Here is a 16,994-nt window from a genome sequence, read left to right as displayed (position 1 = left end):
CGGGGCCCCGCCCTTTGGAGGCTGCCGACGCCTGCGCGGTGTTACGCGGCGGCCGTCAGTTGTCGTCCTCGTCGATGAGGAAGCCGCGCATCGGGGACGGTGCCTGGCCCATCGGGGACGGGCCCTGCGGGCGTACCGGTGCCATCGGCTGGGTCATCGCCGGCGTCATCTGCTGCTGGCCGCCGTAGGACGGGGCAGCGGGGGACGGGCCGCCCATCGGCGGGTTGCCGCCGTAGGACGGGGCGCTCGCGCCGGCCGGGGCCATGGAGGGCGCCGGGGACGGCGGGAGGGAGGCCGTGGCCGGGGTGCGCGGCGGCGCCAGGGAGTCGTCGGCCTGGGTCTCCAGCTGACGCAGCTGCGACTCCAGGTACGACTTCAGACGCGTGCGGTACTCGCGCTCGAAGCCGCGCAGGTCCTCGACCTTGCGCTCCAGCGTGGCGCGCGCGGACTCCAGGGAGCCCATGGCGACGCGGTGCTTCTCCTGCGCGTCCCGCTCCAGCGCGTCGGCCTTGGCACGGGCGTCACGCTCCAGACCTTCGGCGCGGCTGCGGGCCTCGCCGACGATCTTGTTGGCCTCGGAGCGGGCCTCGGCGATCGCCTGGTCGGCGGTCTGCTGGGCCAGCGAGAGGACACGGGCGGCGCTGTCGCCACCGGGGCCCTGACCGGGGCCGCCCATCGGACCGCCCATGGGGCCGCCCATCGGGCCACCCATCTGCTGCTGCATGGGCGGCTGGCCGCCCATCATGCCCTGGCCCATCGGACCGGGACCCTGGCCCATGCCCTGACCCATCGGTCCGGGACCCTGGCCCATCGGACCGGGACCCTGGCCCATCGGACCGGGACCCATCGGGCCGGGACCCTGCGGACCGCCCTGGCCACTGGGACCGGCCGGCAGCTGCGGGGCACCGCTCGGCAGCTGCGGGGGACCGCCCATGGGGCCACCCATCTGCTGCTGCGGCGGGCCCGATATGCCGGCGGGCACCGGAGCGCCGGGGCCTCGCATGCCCTGCTGGGGCATTCCGCCCTGCTGCGGCATGCCCTGCTGCGGCATGCCCTGGGGCATCCCGCCCTGCTGGGGCATTCCGCCCTGAGGCATGCCGCCCTGCTGCTGGTCCTGCGGCTCCGGAGGCTTGCGCATGTTCTGCTGGTTCTGGGCAGCGGCGCGCGTGGCCGCGGCCAGTTTGGCGCGCAGGTCCTCGTTCTCGCGGAGCAGACGCGTCAGTTCGGCTTCGACCTCATCGAGGAAGGCATCGACCTCGTCCTCGTCATAGCCTTCTCGGAGGCGGACGGTCGTGAACTGCTTGTTCCGCACGTCCTCGGGGGTCAACGGCATCTCTTCACCTCAACGTAGTCGTCGGCATCGGCAAGACGGTAGGTCACATCGCTCATCACAGCCGACCAACGATCGCGATCAGGATGTAGACGATGATCATCAGTACGAAGAAGGACAGGTCGAGCGCCACGCCCCCGAGACGCAGCGGCGGGATGAACCGCCGCAGAAGCTTGAGCGGTGGATCGGTGACAGTGTAGGTGGCCTCAAGTACGACCACCATCGCCTTGCCGGGTTGCCATGAGCGGGCGAACTGGAACACGTAGTCCATGACCAACCGGAAGATGAGCACGATGAGGAAGCACATCAGCGCGATGTAGATCACATCCAGGAACACGCTCATGGTCCGTGCTTTCCCTCTCCCCTGTTCCGTGCTTTGTACCGGTCTTGCGTCTCAGCTCTGGTTGAAGAACCCGCCCTCTGCGATGCGGGCCTTGTCCTCCGCCGTGACATCGACGTTAGCAGGCGACAACAGGAACACCTTCTGCGTCACCCGCTCGATGCTGCCGTGAAGACCAAACACCAAACCGGCCGCAAAGTCGACAAGTCGCTTCGCGTCTGTGTCATCCATCTCAGTCAGATTCATGATCACCGGGGTGCCCTCACGGAAGTGTTCCCCGATGGTACGGGCCTCGTTGTAGGTCCGGGGGTGAAGCGTGGTGATCCGGTAAGGCTCTCGTTCCGACACGACCTTGGGCATGATCACCGGTGCGTTCTTCTCCAGACTTGCGCGTTCTTGTGTGATGGACGCCACGGGGGCGATGCGCGCCGGGCGTCCCGATTCCGCGGCGAGCGCAGCGGAATGCGACACCGGTTCGCGGGGGGGCGACGGCTGCACCACTCGTACCGAATCGTCCCTTTGGGACTGGTGTGATCCATGGGACTGGTGTGACGGCTCGTGCCGTCGATGATCCCGCTCGGGCTCCGGGTCCAGTTCGGGCTCGAAGTCGTCATCGGGGTCGAATCCGCGGCCGTCGTACCCATCGTCCTCCACGAGGCCGAGGTAGACCGCCATCTTGCGCATCGCGCCGGCCATGCTCTGAGTCCTCCGCTCTGTGGTGGATCGGTGACGACTGCCAAGTCCCGCGATCCACGCGGTCTTTGCGCCCGCCTAAGGCGGCATTGACCATATTTTCTGCTGTGGTCCGACTTCCTGGCGACGTTACCCGAGCCTGGGGCGGACTCCGAGTACCGCGGTGCCGACGCGTACATGTGTCGCCCCGGCGGCCACGGCTTCCTCAAGGTCCGCACTCATCCCTGCGGAGACCATGTTCGCAGCCGGATGGGCTCGGCGCAGGTCGGTCGACAAATCCATCAACCGCTCGAACGCCGCGCGTTGACGCCCCGCGTACTCGCCGGTGAGCGGGGCGACGGTCATGAGGCCGTCGAGCCGCAGACCCGGCGAGCCGGCGACGAGGGCGGCCAACTCTTCGATTCCGCCCGGCGCCACGCCGCCGCGCTCCCCCCTTCCGCTCGCGCCCGCGTCGAGCGCGACCTGGATGAGGCAGCCGACCTCGCGCCCGGCCCGCACCGCCTCCCTGGACAGCGCGTCCACGAGCTTGGCGCGGTCGACGGACTGCACGAGATCCGCATACCCCACGACAGATCGCACCTTGTTGGTCTGCAGTTGGCCGACAAAGTGCCAACTCATGGGCAGATCCGAACATTCGGCGGCCTTGGGGGCCGCGTCCTGGTCCCGGTTCTCGGCGACGTGGCGCACCCCGAGCCCCGACAGGATCCGCACGTCGCTCGCGGGGTAGGTCTTGGTGACCACGATCAGGGTCACCTCCTCCCGCTTGCGCCCCGCCGCCACGCAGGCGGCGGCGATGCGCTCCTCCACTTTCGCCAGGTTCGCGGCGAGTTCGGTCCTACGGTCGGTCATGTCCTATCAGTCCAGCCACACATAGCCGGCGAGCCGACCGGTCACGCGGTCACGCCGGTACGAGAAGTGATCACCCGACTCCAGCGTGCACACCGGCGACTGCGCCCGGTCGAGCACCCCGGCGCGCGCGAGCTGTGCGTGCACGCCGGCGCTCACGTCCACCGCCGGAGTGCCCCAGCCGGTCTCGGCGTGCGCCGCCGGTTCGACCGCGGCGACCTCGGCGCGCATCGCCTCCGGAACCTCGTAGCAGCGGCCGCAGACGGCGGGGCCGGTGCGGGCGACGATCCGGGCCGGCTCGGCGCCGAGTTCCGCCATGGTCCGTACGGCGGCGGGCACGACCCCCGCGACCATCCCGGGCCGGCCCGCGTGGGCGGCGGCCACGATGCCGGCGACCGGGTCGGCGAGCAGCACCGGCGTGCAGTCGGCGGTGAGGACGGCGAGGGCGAGCCCCCGGCGCGCCGTGACGACCGCGTCGACCTCGGGCACCGGCCGCTCCCCCCAGGGCTCATCCACCACGGCCACGTCCTTGCCGTGGACCTGGTTCATCCAGACCACCCGGCCGGGGTCCAGGCCGAGCGACTTGGCGGCGATCTCCCGGTTGGTACGTACCAGCTCGGAGTCGTCGCCGACCGCCCCGCCCAGGTTGAGCTCCTCATACGGAGCGGCGCTCACCCCGCCCCACCTGTCGGTGAAGGCGAAGTGCGCGCCGCTCACGGTCTCGCGCTGTCCTGTCACGTCGTAAGGATCACTTGAGGAAGTCCGGTACGTCCAGTTCCTCGGCCGCACTGTCCGTGTAGGTCCGGGACGGCGGGACCGGCGGGGCGACCGGGATGTCGGCCACCGGCTCGGGCGCCGGCTCCGGCTCCTCCTTGGGGGTCACGCTGCCGAGCGAGCCGAAGGAGGGGCGCTCGGGCTCCCGCCGGGCCGGTGCGGGCTCGTCGCGGCGGGCGGTGGCCGAGGACGAGCCGAGGACGTTGTCCCGGCGGGCGGGCGGCTGGCCCCCGTCGAAGCCCGCCGCGATGACGGTGACGCGGACCTCGTCGCCGAGGGCGTCGTCGATGACGGCGCCGAAGATGATGTTGGCCTCCGGGTGGGCCGCCTCGCTGACCAGCTGGGCGGCCTCGTTGATCTCGAACAGGCCGAGGTCGGAGCCGCCGGAGATGGAGAGCAGCACGCCCCGGGCGCCGTCGATGGAGGCCTCCAGGAGCGGCGAGGAGATCGCCATCTCGGCGGCGGCCACCGCCCGGTCGTCGCCGCGGGCCGAGCCGATGCCCATGAGGGCCGAGCCGGCTTCCGACATGACCGACTTCACGTCGGCGAAGTCGAGGTTGATCAGGCCGGGGGTGGTGATGAGGTCGGTGATGCCCTGGACACCGGAGAGCAGCACCTGGTCGGCCGACTTGAACGCGTCGAGCACCGAGACCTGGCGGTCCGAGATGGACAGCAGACGGTCGTTGGGGATGACGATGAGGGTGTCGACCTCTTCGCGGAGTTCGGCGATGCCGTCCTCGGCCTGGTTGGCGCGGCGCCGGCCCTCGAAGGTGAACGGGCGGGTGACCACGCCGATGGTGAGGGCGCCGAGGGAGCGCGCGATGTTGGCCACGACGGGCGCGCCGCCGGTACCGGTGCCGCCGCCCTCGCCGGCCGTCACGAAGACCATGTCGGCCCCCTTGAGGACCTCCTCGATCTCCTCGCGGTGGTCCTCGGCGGCCTTGCGGCCGACGGCCGGGTTGGCGCCGGCGCCCAGTCCCCGGGTGAGTTCACGGCCGACGTCGAGCTTGACGTCGGCGTCGCTCATCAACAGCGCCTGCGCGTCGGTGTTGATGGCGATGAACTCGACGCCCTTGAGACCGACCTCGATCATCCGGTTGATGGCATTGACACCACCGCCGCCGACACCGATGACCTTGATGACTGCGAGGTAGTTCTGCGGTGCTGCCACGTCGAAGGCCTCTCGCCTCGAATTACGTCGCCGTCCCGTGCGGTGCCCCGCGCGGGCCGGCAGATGCCGATGGGGACGGTCCGTAGCGCCGACCCGAACCCTAACCCTGAAGTTTAGGGTTACCAGTGTGTCTGTTCCTTGGAGTCTTCTGAACAGGACACTAAGTCGACAAGTGGCGCCCGTTCAACGAACACGCCGAACCTCCCGTTTTTCTTTTCACCCTATGTGATCAGGCACAGCGGTGCCCAACCAGGGTGCTGGCCTGCGCTGATGTGCGTCAACTCACCGATGACGCGGGGGCGGTGGGAACACTCACGTCGAAGTGCCGGGCGCCGGAGGCGGCTTTCATGAGTGCGGTCAGCGTGCGCGCTTTCGCGGCGCCGTTCTCGGAACTGCCCCACTCGACGACCCGCCCGTCCCCCAACTCCAGCGAGATGTCGTCGTAGGAACGGACCTTGAGGGTCCGGGTGTCCCCGCGGACGGCGGCCGGGACGGCGCGCGCGACGTCGACCGCTTCCCGCACCAGCCGGTCGGTGCCGAATCGGCGCAGGCTCGCGGTGGCCGAACCGGACCGGGACAGGCTCAGTTCCAGCGTCGGAACACCTTTCGGTGCCTGCGAAACCGTGGCGAAACGGACGCCTTCCCTGTCCACTTCAACGAAATTTCCGCCCTTTTCGATCAGCAGCACCGGGATGCGCTCGACGACTTTCAGCCCGATTCCACGGGGCCAGGAACGGACGACGTCCACCGTGTCGATGCGGGGCAGTTCGCGACGCAGCCGGGCCTCGATCCCGTCGGTGTCGACGGAGACCATCGGCGCACCGACCGGGACGTCGGCGGCCGCGAGGACCTGTTCGGGGGTCAGAACGGCTGTGCCGGACACGGCGACATGGCGCACCCGCAGCCACGGGGAGCCGTACAGCAGCCAGCCGGAGCCGGACCCGAGCAGCACCACGGCCAGCACCAGGACGAGGGTCCTGCGGAAGCGGCGGTTGCGCAGCCGGCGGACGAGCGGCGGGCCGGACGACTCCTGTCGGCGTTCACCGCGTTCGGCGGTGGTGGTCGGTCCGGCCACGCTGCTCACTTGCCTTTCGTCATACGGTCCTATCGGCGTGAGGCGATCGCCTCGTACACCATGCCGACGAGCAGGTCGTCGGCGTCCCGTCGGCCGAACTCGCTTGCCGCGCGGGACATCTCGTACAGCCGGTGCGGGTCGGCGAGCACGGGCAGGAGGTTCTGCTGCACCCACTCCGGGGTGAGTTCCGCGTCGTCGACCAGCAGGCCACCGCCGGCCTTGACCACCGGCTGGGCGTTCAGCCGCTGCTCGCCGTTGCCGATGGGCAGCGGGACGTAGGCGGCCGGGAGTCCGACGGCGGAGAGTTCGGCGACGGTCATCGCGCCCGCGCGACAGAGCATCATGTCGGCCGCGGCGTACGCGAGGTCCATCCGGTCCAGGTAACTTACCGGGATGTAGGGGGGCATTCCCGGCATCTGGTGTACCTGCGGCAGTTCGTTCTTCGGACCGACCGCGTGCAGGATCTGGATGCCGGCCTGCTGCAGCCAGGGCGCGACCTGCTGGACGACCTCGTTGAGGCGGCGCGCACCCTGGGAGCCGCCCGAGACCAGCAGGGTGGGCAGGTTGGGGTCGAGGCCGAAGCGGTGCCGGGCCTCGGGGCGGGCGGCGGCCCGGTCCAGGGTGGCGATGGAGCGGCGCAGCGGGATGCCGATGTAGCGGGCGTCGCGCAGCTTGCTGTCCGGGGTGGAGACGGCGACCTGGGCGGCGTACCGGGAGCCGATCTTGTTGGCGAGACCGGGGCGGGCGTTGGCCTCGTGGATCACGATCGGCACGCCGAGGCGCTTGGCGGCGAGGTAGCCGGGCAGGGCGACATAGCCGCCGAAGCCGACGACGCAGTCCGCCTTGGTGCGCTCCAGGATCTGCTCGGCGGCCTTGATGGTGCCGCGCAGCCGGCCCGGGACGGTGATCAGTTCGGGGGTGGGCTTGCGGGGCAGCGGCACCGCCGGGATCAGCGCGAGCTCGTAGCCGCGCTCCGGGACGAGCTTGGTCTCCAGACCGCGTTCCGTGCCCAGGGCCGTGATCCCCACGGTGGGGTCCTGCCTGCGCAGGGCGTCCGCGAGGGCGAGCGCGGGCTCGATGTGGCCGGCGGTCCCCCCACCGGCGAGTACGACATGCACCGAAATTCACCGCTCTCCGGACGAGCGCGCCGCCGAGGCACGCCGTCGCATCGTGTTCCATCTCCGAGGCCCCTGCGGGCCGGCTCCCCGCTTTCTACCAAAGCGAGGTTGCCGCATCGCAAGCGCCGCCCGCGCAGCGGGCTCGTCGCGCGCGAAGGCGATCATCAGCCCGATGGCGAACATGGTCGGCAGCAGGGCGGAGCCTCCGTAGGAGAACAGCGGGAGGGGGACACCGGCGATCGGCAGCAGGCCGAGCACCGCACCGATGTTGATCACCGCCTGGGCGGTGATCCAGGTGGTCACGCCTCCCGCGGCGTACCTCACGAAGGGGTCCTCCGTGCGTCCGGCCACGCGGATACCCGCATAGCCTAGAGCCGCGAAGAGGGCCAGCACCGACAGCGTCCCCGCCAGGCCCAGTTCCTCACCGGTGACGGCGAAGATGAAGTCGGTGTGGGCTTCGGGCAGTTGGCCCCATTTTTCCACACTCGCACCGAGTCCGGAGCCGAAGAGCCCGCCGCTGGCCAGGGCGTAGATGCCGTGCACCGCCTGCCAGCAGTCGGCGACGCCGGTCTTCGGCTCGGTGGCGCCGATGCAGGCGAGCCGGGCCATCCGGTTGGGGCTTGTCTTGATCAGGATCACCCCGAGCACGCCCGCGATCGACAGCACCCCCGCGAACAGCCGGGTCGGCGCCCCCGCCAGCCACAGCAGCCCGAACAGGATCGCGGTGAGGATGATCGCGGTGCCCATGTCGCCGCCGAGCATGATCAGCCCGAGCAGCAGGAAGCTCACCGGCACGAGCGGCACCAGCATGTGCTTCCACTGGGCCAGCAGCCGCTTCTCCTGTTTGCGCGCCATCAGGTCGGCGCCCCACAGCACGAGGGCGAGCTTGCCGAACTCGCTGGGCTGGATCTGGAAGGAGCCGCCGAGGGAGATCCAGTTCTGGTTGCCGTTGACGGACATCCCTATCCCCGGGACCTGCACAAGCGCCATCATGAAGACGGCGCCGGCGAGGATCGGGTAGGCCAGCGCCCGGTGCAGCTTCACCGGCATGCGGGACGCCACGAGCAGCAGCACGCCCCCGATGCAGGCGGCCAGGAACTGTTTGCGGAAGAAGAACGAGCCGGGCAGCGACATCTGCAGCGCGGTGACCTGGGAGGCCGAGTAGACCATCACCAGCCCCAGCACGATGATCAGCAGACTGCCGCCGAGGATCAGGTAGTAGGCGGTCAGCGGCCGGTCCCAGGCCCGGAGCGCCCGGGTGTGCAGCCGCCGCAGCGGGTTGTCGCGGGCGGCGCGGGGGGCGGCGGGACGGCGGACCGCCCGCTGCACGGGCGGCCGGCCGGTGCGGCTACCGGGCATCAACGCCTCCGCTGAACGTCGAGCGTCCCACGCGTCCCTCCCAAGGTCGCCCGGCAGGCGGCCGGGTCAGGCGCCGAGTTCGCGAACGGCCTGAGCGAACGCGTCACCGCGCTTGTTGTAGTTGGCGAACATGTCCATGGAGGCACAGGCGGGTGCCAGCAGCACCGTGTCTCCGGCGACGGCGAGTCGCCGTGCCTCGCGGACCGCCGCGAGCATCGCCCCAGTGTCGGTCCGGTCGAGGTCGACGACGGGTACTTCCGGCGCGTGTCGCGCGAGGGCGTCCCGGATGAGGGCGCGATCGGCGCCGATGAGCACCACACCGCGAAGCCGCGCCGCCGACCTGGCGACCAGCTCGTCGAAGGTCGCGCCCTTCGCCAGACCGCCCGCGATCCACACGATCGACTCATACGACGCCAACGAGGCTTGTGCCGCGTGGGTGTTGGTGGCCTTCGAGTCGTCGACGTACGCGACACCGTCCAGGTCGGCCACGTGCGCGATGCGGTGGGCGTCCGGCGTGAAGGCCCGCAGCCCGTCCCGTACGGCCGTGGGCGGCACGCCGAAGGCGCGCGCGAGGGCCGCCGCGGCAAGGGCGTTGGCGATGTTGTGCGGGGCCGGCGGGTTGACGTCGGAGATCTCGGCCAGTTCCTGGGCGTTCTTGTGCCGGTTCTCGACGAAGGCGCGGTCGACCAGGAGGCCGTCCACGACGCCGAGTTGGGAGGGACCCGGGGTGCCGAGGGTGAAGCCGACGGCCCGGCAGCCCTCCTCGACGTCGGCCTCGCGCACCAGCTCCTCGGTGAGCTTGTCGGCGACGTTGTAGACGCACGCGACCCGGTTGCCCTCGTAGACGCGGCCCTTGTCGGCGGCGTAGGCCTCCATGGAGCCGTGCCAGTCGAGGTGGTCGGGGGCGAGGTTCAGCACGGCCGCCGAGTGGGCGCGCAGGGAGGGCGCCCAGTGCAGCTGATAGCTCGACAGTTCCACGGCCAGGACGTCGTACCGCTCGTCCCCGAGGACCGCGTCGAGCAGCGAGACGCCGATGTTGCCGACGGCGGCCGTGCGCAGGCCCGCGGCCGTCAGGATCGACGCCAGCATCTGGACGGTGGTGGTCTTGCCGTTGGTGCCCGTGACGGCCAGCCAGGGGGCCGCGTCGGGCCCCCGGAGCCGCCAGGCCAGCTCGACGTCGCCCCAGATGTCGACACCCGACGCGCGGGCCGCCTGGAACAGCGGCTTGTCCGGCTTCCAGCCGGGCGCGGTGACGATCAGCTCGGTGCCCTCGGGCAGGGTGGCCCCGTCGCCGAGGCGCACGGTGACGCCCAGCGCCTCCAGTTCCGCGGCCTGTTCACGCGCGCGTGCGTCGTCGCCGTCGTTGACGACCGTGACGACCGCCCCGCGCGCGTGGAGCGCCTTGGCCGCCGGGACGCCCGAGACGCCGAGCCCGGCGACGGTGACGTGCATGCCCTGGAAGTCCGGGGACACCGAGGAGGTCACTTGTCCGCTGCCCATCCTGCGTAGAAGAGGCCGAGTCCGACGATCACGCAGATGCCCTGGATGATCCAGAAGCGGACCACCACAAGGACCTCGGACCAGCCCTTGAGTTCGAAGTGGTGCTGGAGCGGTGCCATCCGGAAGACGCGCTTGCCGGTGAGCCGGAAGGAGCCGACCTGGATGACGACCGACATGGTGATGAGGACGAACAGGCCGCCCATGATGGCGACGAGGAGTTCGGTGCGGGACAGGATCGCCAGGCCGGTGAGGACACCGCCGAGCGCCAGCGAACCGGTGTCGCCCATGAAGATCTTGGCCGGCGAGGTGTTCCACCACAGGAAGCCCAGGCAGGAACCCATCAGCGCGGAGGCGATGACCGCGAGGTCCAGCGGGTCGCGCACCTCGTAACAGGCGTTGGGGTTGGTCAGGGTCGTCGCGTTGGCGCAGGACTCCTGGAACTGCCAGACGCCGATGAACGTGTAGGCGCCGAAGACGAGGACGGAGGCGCCGGTGGCGAGGCCGTCCAGACCGTCGGTCAGGTTCACGCCGTTCGACATCGCGAGGATCATGAACAGCGCCCAGACGACGAACAGCACCGGGCCGATCGACCAGCCGAAGTCCGTGATGAACGACAGCTTCGTGGAGGCCGGGGTGTTGCCGCGGGCGTCGGCGAACATCAGCGACAGCACCGCGAAGGCGATGCCGACGATCAGCTGGCCGGCCATCTTGGCCTTGGCCCGCAGACCCAGCGAACGCCGCTTGACGATCTTGATGTAGTCGTCCAGGAAGCCGACCAGGCCCATCCCGCACATCAGGCCCAGCACCAGCAGGCCGGAGTAGGTCGGGGTGTAACCGGTGATCACCTTGGACAGGAAGTAGGCGGCGACCGTCGAGAGGATGAAGGCGATACCGCCCATCGTCGGCGTACCGCGCTTGCTGGCGTGCTCGCGCGGGCCGTCGTCGCGGATGTACTGGCCGTAGCCCTTGCGGGCGAGGAGCTTGATCAGCAGCGGGGTACCGATCAGCGTCAGGAAGAGACCGATGACGCCCGAGAAGAGGATCTGCTTCATCATCGGGCATCAACACCCTCGGCACCGGCCTCCAGGAGCGCCTGCGCAACGCTCTCCAGGCCCACCGACCGTGACGCCTTCACGAGTACCACGTCCCCCGGGCGCAACTCGCTGCGCAACAGGTCGATCGCCGCCTGTGCGTCGGACACGTGCACCGACTCCTCACCCCACGAACCCTCGTTGTATGCGCCCAGTTGCAGCCAGGAGGCTTCCACTCCCCCGACGGCGACGAGCTTGCCGACATTGAGCCGGACGGCGAGCCGTCCGACCGCGTCGTGCTCGGCGAGCGCCTCGTCCCCGAGCTCGGCCATCTTGCCGAGCACCGCCCACGTGCGGCGCCCCTGACCCATGGCCGCGAGCGCGCGCAGCGCGGCTCGCATGGACTCGGGGTTGGCGTTGTAGGCGTCGTTGACGATGGTCACGCCGTCCGGGCGCTCGGTGACCTCCATACGCCAGCGGGAGAGGGAGCCCGCCTCGGAGAGCGCGAGGGCGATCTCTTCCGCGGACATGCCCAGCTCATGGGCGACGGCGGCCGCGGCGAGCGCGTTCGACACGTGGTGCTCACCGTACAGGCGCATGGTCACATCGCTTGCACCGGAGGGTGTGTGAAGGCTGAACGCGGGCTGTCCCGTGTCCGTGAGTCGTACGTTCTCGGCCCGTACGTCCGCTTCGGCCGACTCTCCGAAAAGGACCACCTTCGCCTTGGTACGGGAGGCCATGGCCCGCACCAGCGGGTCGTCCGCGTTCAGGATCGCGGTCCCGCCGTCCTCGGCCGCCGGCAGCGCCTCCACCAGCTCGCCCTTCGCCTGGGCGATCTGCTCCCGGCCGCCGAACTCGCCGATGTGGGCGGTGCCGACGTTCAGGACCAGGCCGATCTTCGGGGGCGTCAGACCGGCCAGGTAGCGGATGTGCCCGATGCCGCGGGCGCCCATCTCCAGCACCAGGAACTTCGTCTCCTCGGTGGCGGACAGGGCGGTCAGCGGCAGCCCGATCTCGTTGTTCAGCGAGCCGGGCGTGAACACGGTCGGCGCCTTGGTGCGCAGCACCTGGGCGATGAGGTCCTTGGTACTGGTCTTGCCGGCCGAGCCGGTCAGCGCCACGAGGGTCGCGCCGAGCCGTCGTACGACATGCCGGGCGAGGGCGCCGAGGGCGGTCTGGACGTCGTCCACGACGATCGCGGGCACGCCGACGGGGCGCGACGCCAGTACGGCGACCGCGCCCTGTCCGACAACCTGGGCGGCGAAGTCGTGGCCGTCCACGCGCTCGCCCACGAAGGCGGCGAACAGACTGCCCGGCCCCGCCTCGCGGGAGTCCCGGACGACCTCGCCGGTGACCTGGACCGACGGATCCGGTATGTCGTGCGTCTGCCCGCCGACGACTGCTGCGATCTCGGCGAGAGAGAGGGCGATCACAAGTTCATCCCCTGGGTCTTCTGGATTTTCATCCCTGGGTTTTCTGGATGGCTTCGCGGAGGACCTGGCGGTCGTCGAAGGGACGGATCACGCCGGCGATGTCCTGGCCCTGCTCGTGGCCCTTGCCGGCGACCAGCACGGTGTCGCCGGGGTGCGCGCGGGCGACGGCGGCCTCGATCGCGGCGGCCCGGTCCTCGAAGAGGAGCACCTCGCCGCGCTCGTGGGCGGGCACCGAGGCGGCGCCCTCGAGCATGGTCGCGAGGATGGCGAGGGGATCCTCGGAGCGGGGGTTGTCGGAGGTCAGTACGGCGGTGTCGGCGAGCCGGGCCGCGGCGGCGCCCATCGGGGCCCGTTTGGTCCGGTCGCGGTCGCCGCCGCAGCCGAGGACGATGAGCAGCCGGCCCTTGGTGACCTTGCGCAGGGCCCTGAGGACCGACTCGACGGCGTCCGTCTTGTGGGCGTAGTCGACGACCGCGAGATAGGGCTGTCCGGCGTCCACGCGCTCCAGGCGGCCCGGCACGCCCGGCACGGCGGCGATGCCGTCGGCGGCGGTCCGCGGGTCGAGCCCGGCTGTGGCGAGGGCGACGATCGCGGCGAGGGTGTTGGCCACGTTGAAGGGGCCCGGCAGCGGCGACTTGGCGGCGATGCGGACGCCCTCGGGCCCGGTGACCGTGAACGTCGAGTCCATCGGCCCGATGTGGACGTCGGTGGCCCGCCAGTCGGCGTCCGGGTGGCCCTCGGCGGAGTAGGTGACGACCGGGACGGAGGCCTCCCGGGCGAGCCTGCGGCCGTACTCGTCGTCGACGTTGACCACACCCCGTCTGCTGCGTTCCGGGGTGAACAGCTGTGCCTTGGCCCGGAAGTAGTCCTCCATGTCGGAGTGGAACTCCATGTGCTCCGGGCTGAGGTTGGTGAAGACGGCGATGTCGAAGACGCAGCCGTCGACCCGGCCGAGGACCAGGGCGTGGCTGGAGACCTCCATGGCGACCGCCTCGACCCCGCGCTCGCGCATCACGGCGAAGAGGGCCTGGAGGTCGGTGGCCTCGGGAGTGGTGCGCTCGGACTTGATGCGCTCGTCGCCGATGCGCGTCTCGACGGTGCCGATGAGCCCCGTGTTCCGGGTCGACTTCAGGCCGCCCTCGACCAGGTAGGCCGTGGTGGTCTTGCCCGAGGTGCCGGTGATGCCGATCTGGAGCAGGTCCCGGCCCGGACGGCCGTAGATGGTGGCCGCGAGTTCGCCCATCCGCGCGCGGGGGTCGTCGGCCACCAGGACCGGCAGGCCGGTCGCGGCGGCGCGTTCGGCGCCCGTCGGGTCGGTCAGCACGGCGACCGCGCCGAGGCCGGCGGCCTGGGCGACGAAGTCGGCGCCGTGCAGCCGGGCGCCCGGCAGGGCGGCGTACAGGTCGCCGGGGCGGACCGCGCGCGAGTCGTGGGTGATGCCCGTGACCTCGACCGTGCTGTGCGCGGGTTCCGGGGCGGCGGCACCCAGCTGGCCGGCGAGCTCCGCGAGGGGTGTGGCGGAGGTCTGAACCGGCCTGGGCGGCCCCGGGTATGTCACGGAAGCGCCCTTCTGGGTGGTTTGGGACTGATCAGCGTGTGGCACGGCGGTGAGCGTACCGGGCTCACCCGCTCCGGAGCGAAGCGAGGGGCGCGGCATGCTGTGGTTCCCGGGATCGGGGGTGATCATGGTCACGAGCTCGTTCCTGGTGGTCTGTGCGAGGTGCTGAGGCGCTGATCAGGGCTTGTAGTCGACGGGCAGATCGGCCGCCTTGGCGCCGGTCGGCGGGATCTGGAGGGTCTTGAGGGCGAACTCCATCACCTGCTTGTAGATCGGGCCGCAGATCTGGCCGCCGAAGTAGCTGCCGACGGTGGCGTTCTGGATGGCGCAGTAGACGGTGATGCGGGGCTTGTCCGCGGGTGCGAACCCGGCGAACGACGAGGTGTAGCCGCGGTAGCGGCCGGTGGCCGGATCCACTCGGTTGGCGGTGCCGGTCTTGCCGGCCACGTTGTAGCCGGGGATGGCCGCCTTGGCGCCGGTGCCCTGCTCGTCGTCCACCACGGACTCCAGCATCTCGGCCAGGGTCCTGGCCGTCTTCGCGCTGATCACGCGGGTCTTCCTGGGCTGGGCGGCCGGGGTGTAGCGGCCGTCGGCGCCCTTGGTGCCGCGCACCAGGGTCGGCTGGACGCGGACCCCGCCGTTGGCGATGGTCGAGTAGACGGAGGCCGCCTGCATGGCGTTGATGGAGAAGCCCTGACCGAAAGGGATGGTGTACTGCTGCGACGTCGACCACCGGTCGGGTGCGGCCAGGATGCCCCTGGTCTCGCCGGGGAAGTCCAGCCCGCTGTAGCTGCCGATGCCGAACTTGCGCAGGTACGAGTAGAGGACCCGGTTGGCCTGCTGCTGGGTCCTGCCGAGCTGGCCGGTGGCGAGGATGGTGCCGATGTTGCTGGACTTGGCGAGCACGCCGTTGAGCGTGAGGTACCAGGTGGCGTGGTCGACGTCGTCCTTGAAGAGCCGGTCGCCGCGGTGCAGCCGGTTGGGCACCACCACGTGCGTGAGCGGGGTGGCGGCGTTCTGCTCCAGCACGGCCGCCATGGACATCACCTTGGCGGTGGAGCCGGGCTCGTAGGCGTCCTGGAGGGCGGCGTTGCCCAGGTCGGCGGCGTCGGCCGACGCCAGGTCGTTCGGGTCGAAGCCGGGCGAGTCGGCCATCGCCAGGATCTGCCCGGTCCGCGTGTCCTGGACGACCACGTAGCCGCGGTCCGCCTTGGACTTCCTGACCTGCTCGGTGATGGCGTTCTGCGCGGCCCACTGGATGTCGCGGTCGATGGTCAGCTCGACGTCGGAGCCGGCCACGGCCGGGGTCTCGGTGGAGCCGGCGGTGGGCACCTCACGGCCGCCGGACTGGGCGTAGCGGATCTTGCCGTCCTTGCCGGTCAGCTCCTTGTCGAGCTGTGACTCGATGCCGCCGCCGCCCTTGCCGTCGGCGTTGACCCAGCCCAGTATCCCGGCGGCCAGGTCGCCGTTCGGGTAGACCCGCTGGCTGCTGGGGTCGGCGAAGACGCCGGCCAGCACGTTGACGGTGGTGCGGTCGGTCCCGGCCTTGGCGGTGAGCGCGGCCTTCAGGTCCTTGATCTGCTTCCAGACCTGCGGGGTCTGCCGGGTGGCGAGCCGGACGTAGCGCAGCTCCCTGTTCGCGGGCCGCAGCAGCCTGACGAGGTCGGCCTGGTTCCTGCCGAGGATCGGGGCGAGCAGCGCGGCGGCCTGCTCGGGGCCGTCGCCCACCTTGAGCTGCTTGCGGGTGAACATCGTGGGGTCGGCGGTGATGTCGTACGCGTCCTCGCTGATCGCCAGTGCCACGCCGTTGCGGTCGGTGATCCCGCCGCGCTCGGCGGCCAGGGTGTGCACGACGTACCGGTTCTGCTCGGCCTTCGCCGCGTACGCGCTGGCGTCGACGGCCTGGACCTGGAGCAGGCGCCCGACGAAGACCAGCAGCACCAGGGTCAGGGCGAGGCCGACCATGCGCAGCCGGGGGCGGGGGCTGCCCAGACGCAGGGCCGGCGCGGCCGCGGGGCGGGGGGCGCCCGGACGGCGGACCGGGCGGGCGCCGGGGCCGGGCTGCCGCCGGACGGCGCCTCTGGGCTCCCGGGGGCGGGGCGGTTTGGGCGGGCCGGGCACACGGCGGCGCGGCGCTTGCCTTTCTCCGGAAGAGCCTGGCACGTCCGTCACCTGCCGGGGGTCGGGGTCGTCACGGGGGGCGTCACGGGGGTCGCCGTCGGGGTGAGCACCGGCCCGGAGGCGGTGGGCGTCGGGGTGGGCGTGGACCCGGAGGCGGTGGGTGTCGGGGTGGGCGTGGCCCCGGGGGCGTTGGGCGTCGGGGTGGGCGTCGGCACGCCGGTGGACGGGGTGCCGAGGGCCTCGGGGGCGAGGGGCACGCCGTTCTCCTGGAGGGCGGCGGGGCTGGGGACGCCCTTGACCGTGCCGTCCGGGTCGAGGAAGGCCGGGTCGCCGCCGGGCACCATGCCGAGCTCGCGGGCGCGGCGCTGGAGGGCGTCGGGGGCGGAGTAGGCGTCGATGTCCCGCTGCAGGGCCTGTTCCTCGTCGGTGAGGTTCTTGGTCTGCTTCTGCAGGTCGTCGAGTTTGAACGAGCCCTCGCTGAGCGCCGAGTTCAGCACCAGCAGGCCGATCAGACCGCTGCCGAGGAGCAGGACGACGAGCAGGACGAACGGGGTGCGGGCGGCCTGGTTGGCCCGGCCGGCGGGAAAGAGCCGGGCGAGCCGGGCCGCCCGCCCCCGCAGCTCGGGTTTCCTACTCACGTGTCCT

General features: G+C 71.0%; 15 protein-coding genes. All 15 read right to left on the bottom strand.

Features of this window, described 5'->3' with window-relative positions:
- Positions 1–55: 55 nt before the first annotated feature.
- Positions 56–1,333: a DivIVA domain-containing protein gene (locus AB0M11_RS16050; protein ID WP_365705671.1), complete on the bottom strand. Its 1,278-nt coding sequence runs from the start codon at positions 1,331–1,333 to the stop codon at positions 56–58.
- A gap of 55 nt (positions 1,334–1,388) precedes the next feature.
- On the bottom strand, positions 1,389–1,673 hold the full coding sequence (locus tag AB0M11_RS16045) for a YggT family protein (protein ID WP_046729537.1): 285 nt from the start codon (positions 1,671–1,673) through the stop codon (positions 1,389–1,391).
- Positions 1,674–1,724: 51 nt separating this feature from the next.
- Positions 1,725–2,366, bottom strand: coding sequence for a cell division protein SepF (gene sepF / locus AB0M11_RS16040; protein WP_365705668.1), 642 nt, complete (start codon positions 2,364–2,366; stop codon positions 1,725–1,727).
- A 126-nt stretch (positions 2,367–2,492) separates the two neighbouring features.
- Positions 2,493–3,212 (bottom strand): YggS family pyridoxal phosphate-dependent enzyme, encoded by a 720-nt coding sequence (locus AB0M11_RS16035; RefSeq protein ID WP_365705666.1) that lies wholly within the window; start codon positions 3,210–3,212, stop codon positions 2,493–2,495.
- Between the two features lie 6 nt (positions 3,213–3,218).
- Positions 3,219–3,947, bottom strand: a complete 729-nt coding sequence (pgeF, locus tag AB0M11_RS16030; protein WP_365705664.1) for a peptidoglycan editing factor PgeF — start codon at positions 3,945–3,947, stop codon at positions 3,219–3,221.
- Between the two features lie 10 nt (positions 3,948–3,957).
- Positions 3,958–5,154, bottom strand: coding sequence for a cell division protein FtsZ (ftsZ, locus tag AB0M11_RS16025; protein WP_365705662.1), 1,197 nt, complete (start codon positions 5,152–5,154; stop codon positions 3,958–3,960).
- 277 nt (positions 5,155–5,431) lie between these two features.
- Entirely contained in the window at positions 5,432–6,229 is a 798-nt protein-coding gene (locus AB0M11_RS16020; protein ID WP_365705806.1) for an FtsQ-type POTRA domain-containing protein, read from the bottom strand.
- Positions 6,230–6,258: 29 nt separating this feature from the next.
- Positions 6,259–7,347, bottom strand: coding sequence for an undecaprenyldiphospho-muramoylpentapeptide beta-N-acetylglucosaminyltransferase (gene murG, locus AB0M11_RS16015; protein ID WP_365705660.1), 1,089 nt, complete (start codon positions 7,345–7,347; stop codon positions 6,259–6,261).
- Positions 7,348–7,353: 6 nt separating this feature from the next.
- Complete coding sequence (gene ftsW / locus AB0M11_RS16010; RefSeq protein ID WP_365705658.1) at positions 7,354–8,706, bottom strand: putative lipid II flippase FtsW; 1,353 nt, start codon at positions 8,704–8,706, stop codon at positions 7,354–7,356.
- A gap of 66 nt (positions 8,707–8,772) precedes the next feature.
- On the bottom strand, positions 8,773–10,206 hold the full coding sequence (murD, locus tag AB0M11_RS16005) for a UDP-N-acetylmuramoyl-L-alanine--D-glutamate ligase (RefSeq protein WP_365705656.1): 1,434 nt from the start codon (positions 10,204–10,206) through the stop codon (positions 8,773–8,775).
- Complete coding sequence (gene mraY / locus AB0M11_RS16000; RefSeq protein WP_365705804.1) at positions 10,188–11,258, bottom strand: phospho-N-acetylmuramoyl-pentapeptide-transferase; 1,071 nt, start codon at positions 11,256–11,258, stop codon at positions 10,188–10,190. The genes murD and mraY overlap by 19 nt, the downstream gene beginning before the upstream one ends.
- The gene (murF, locus tag AB0M11_RS15995) at positions 11,258–12,670 is read right to left on the bottom strand and encodes a UDP-N-acetylmuramoyl-tripeptide--D-alanyl-D-alanine ligase (RefSeq protein ID WP_365705654.1); all 1,413 of its coding nucleotides are present in this window, start codon (positions 12,668–12,670) and stop codon (positions 11,258–11,260) included. Before murF ends, mraY begins: the two co-directional genes overlap by 1 nt.
- 28 nt (positions 12,671–12,698) lie before the next feature.
- On the bottom strand, positions 12,699–14,363 hold the full coding sequence (locus AB0M11_RS15990; protein WP_365705652.1) for a UDP-N-acetylmuramoyl-L-alanyl-D-glutamate--2,6-diaminopimelate ligase: 1,665 nt from the start codon (positions 14,361–14,363) through the stop codon (positions 12,699–12,701).
- Between the two features lie 42 nt (positions 14,364–14,405).
- Positions 14,406–16,391, bottom strand: coding sequence for a penicillin-binding protein 2 (locus AB0M11_RS15985; RefSeq protein WP_365705650.1), 1,986 nt, complete (start codon positions 16,389–16,391; stop codon positions 14,406–14,408).
- A 5-nt stretch (positions 16,392–16,396) separates the two neighbouring features.
- A complete protein-coding gene (locus AB0M11_RS15980) occupies positions 16,397–16,987 on the bottom strand; it encodes a septum formation initiator family protein (protein ID WP_365705648.1) in 591 nt (196 codons plus the stop codon).
- Positions 16,988–16,994 lie beyond the last annotated feature (7 nt).

Origin of the sequence: Streptomyces sp. NPDC051987, from assembly GCF_040680735.1 — a bacterium.
Lineage (GTDB): Bacteria > Actinomycetota > Actinomycetes > Streptomycetales > Streptomycetaceae > Streptomyces.
Note: the sequence above shows the minus strand (reverse complement) of the source record. Positions and strands in the feature narration are given on the sequence as shown.

Coding starts and splice junctions, on each gene's coding strand:
- ftsW (WP_365705658.1), bottom strand. CDS start 8,706: ATGCCCGGTAGCCGCACCGGCCGGCCGCCCGTGCAGCGGGCGGTCCGC.
- AB0M11_RS16050 (WP_365705671.1), bottom strand. CDS start 1,333: ATGCCGTTGACCCCCGAGGACGTGCGGAACAAGCAGTTCACGACCGTC.
- AB0M11_RS16035 (WP_365705666.1), bottom strand. CDS start 3,212: ATGACCGACCGTAGGACCGAACTCGCCGCGAACCTGGCGAAAGTGGAG.
- sepF (WP_365705668.1), bottom strand. CDS start 2,366: ATGGCCGGCGCGATGCGCAAGATGGCGGTCTACCTCGGCCTCGTGGAG.
- mraY (WP_365705804.1), bottom strand. CDS start 11,258: ATGAAGCAGATCCTCTTCTCGGGCGTCATCGGTCTCTTCCTGACGCTG.
- murD (WP_365705656.1), bottom strand. CDS start 10,206: ATGGGCAGCGGACAAGTGACCTCCTCGGTGTCCCCGGACTTCCAGGGC.
- AB0M11_RS16045 (WP_046729537.1), bottom strand. CDS start 1,673: ATGAGCGTGTTCCTGGATGTGATCTACATCGCGCTGATGTGCTTCCTC.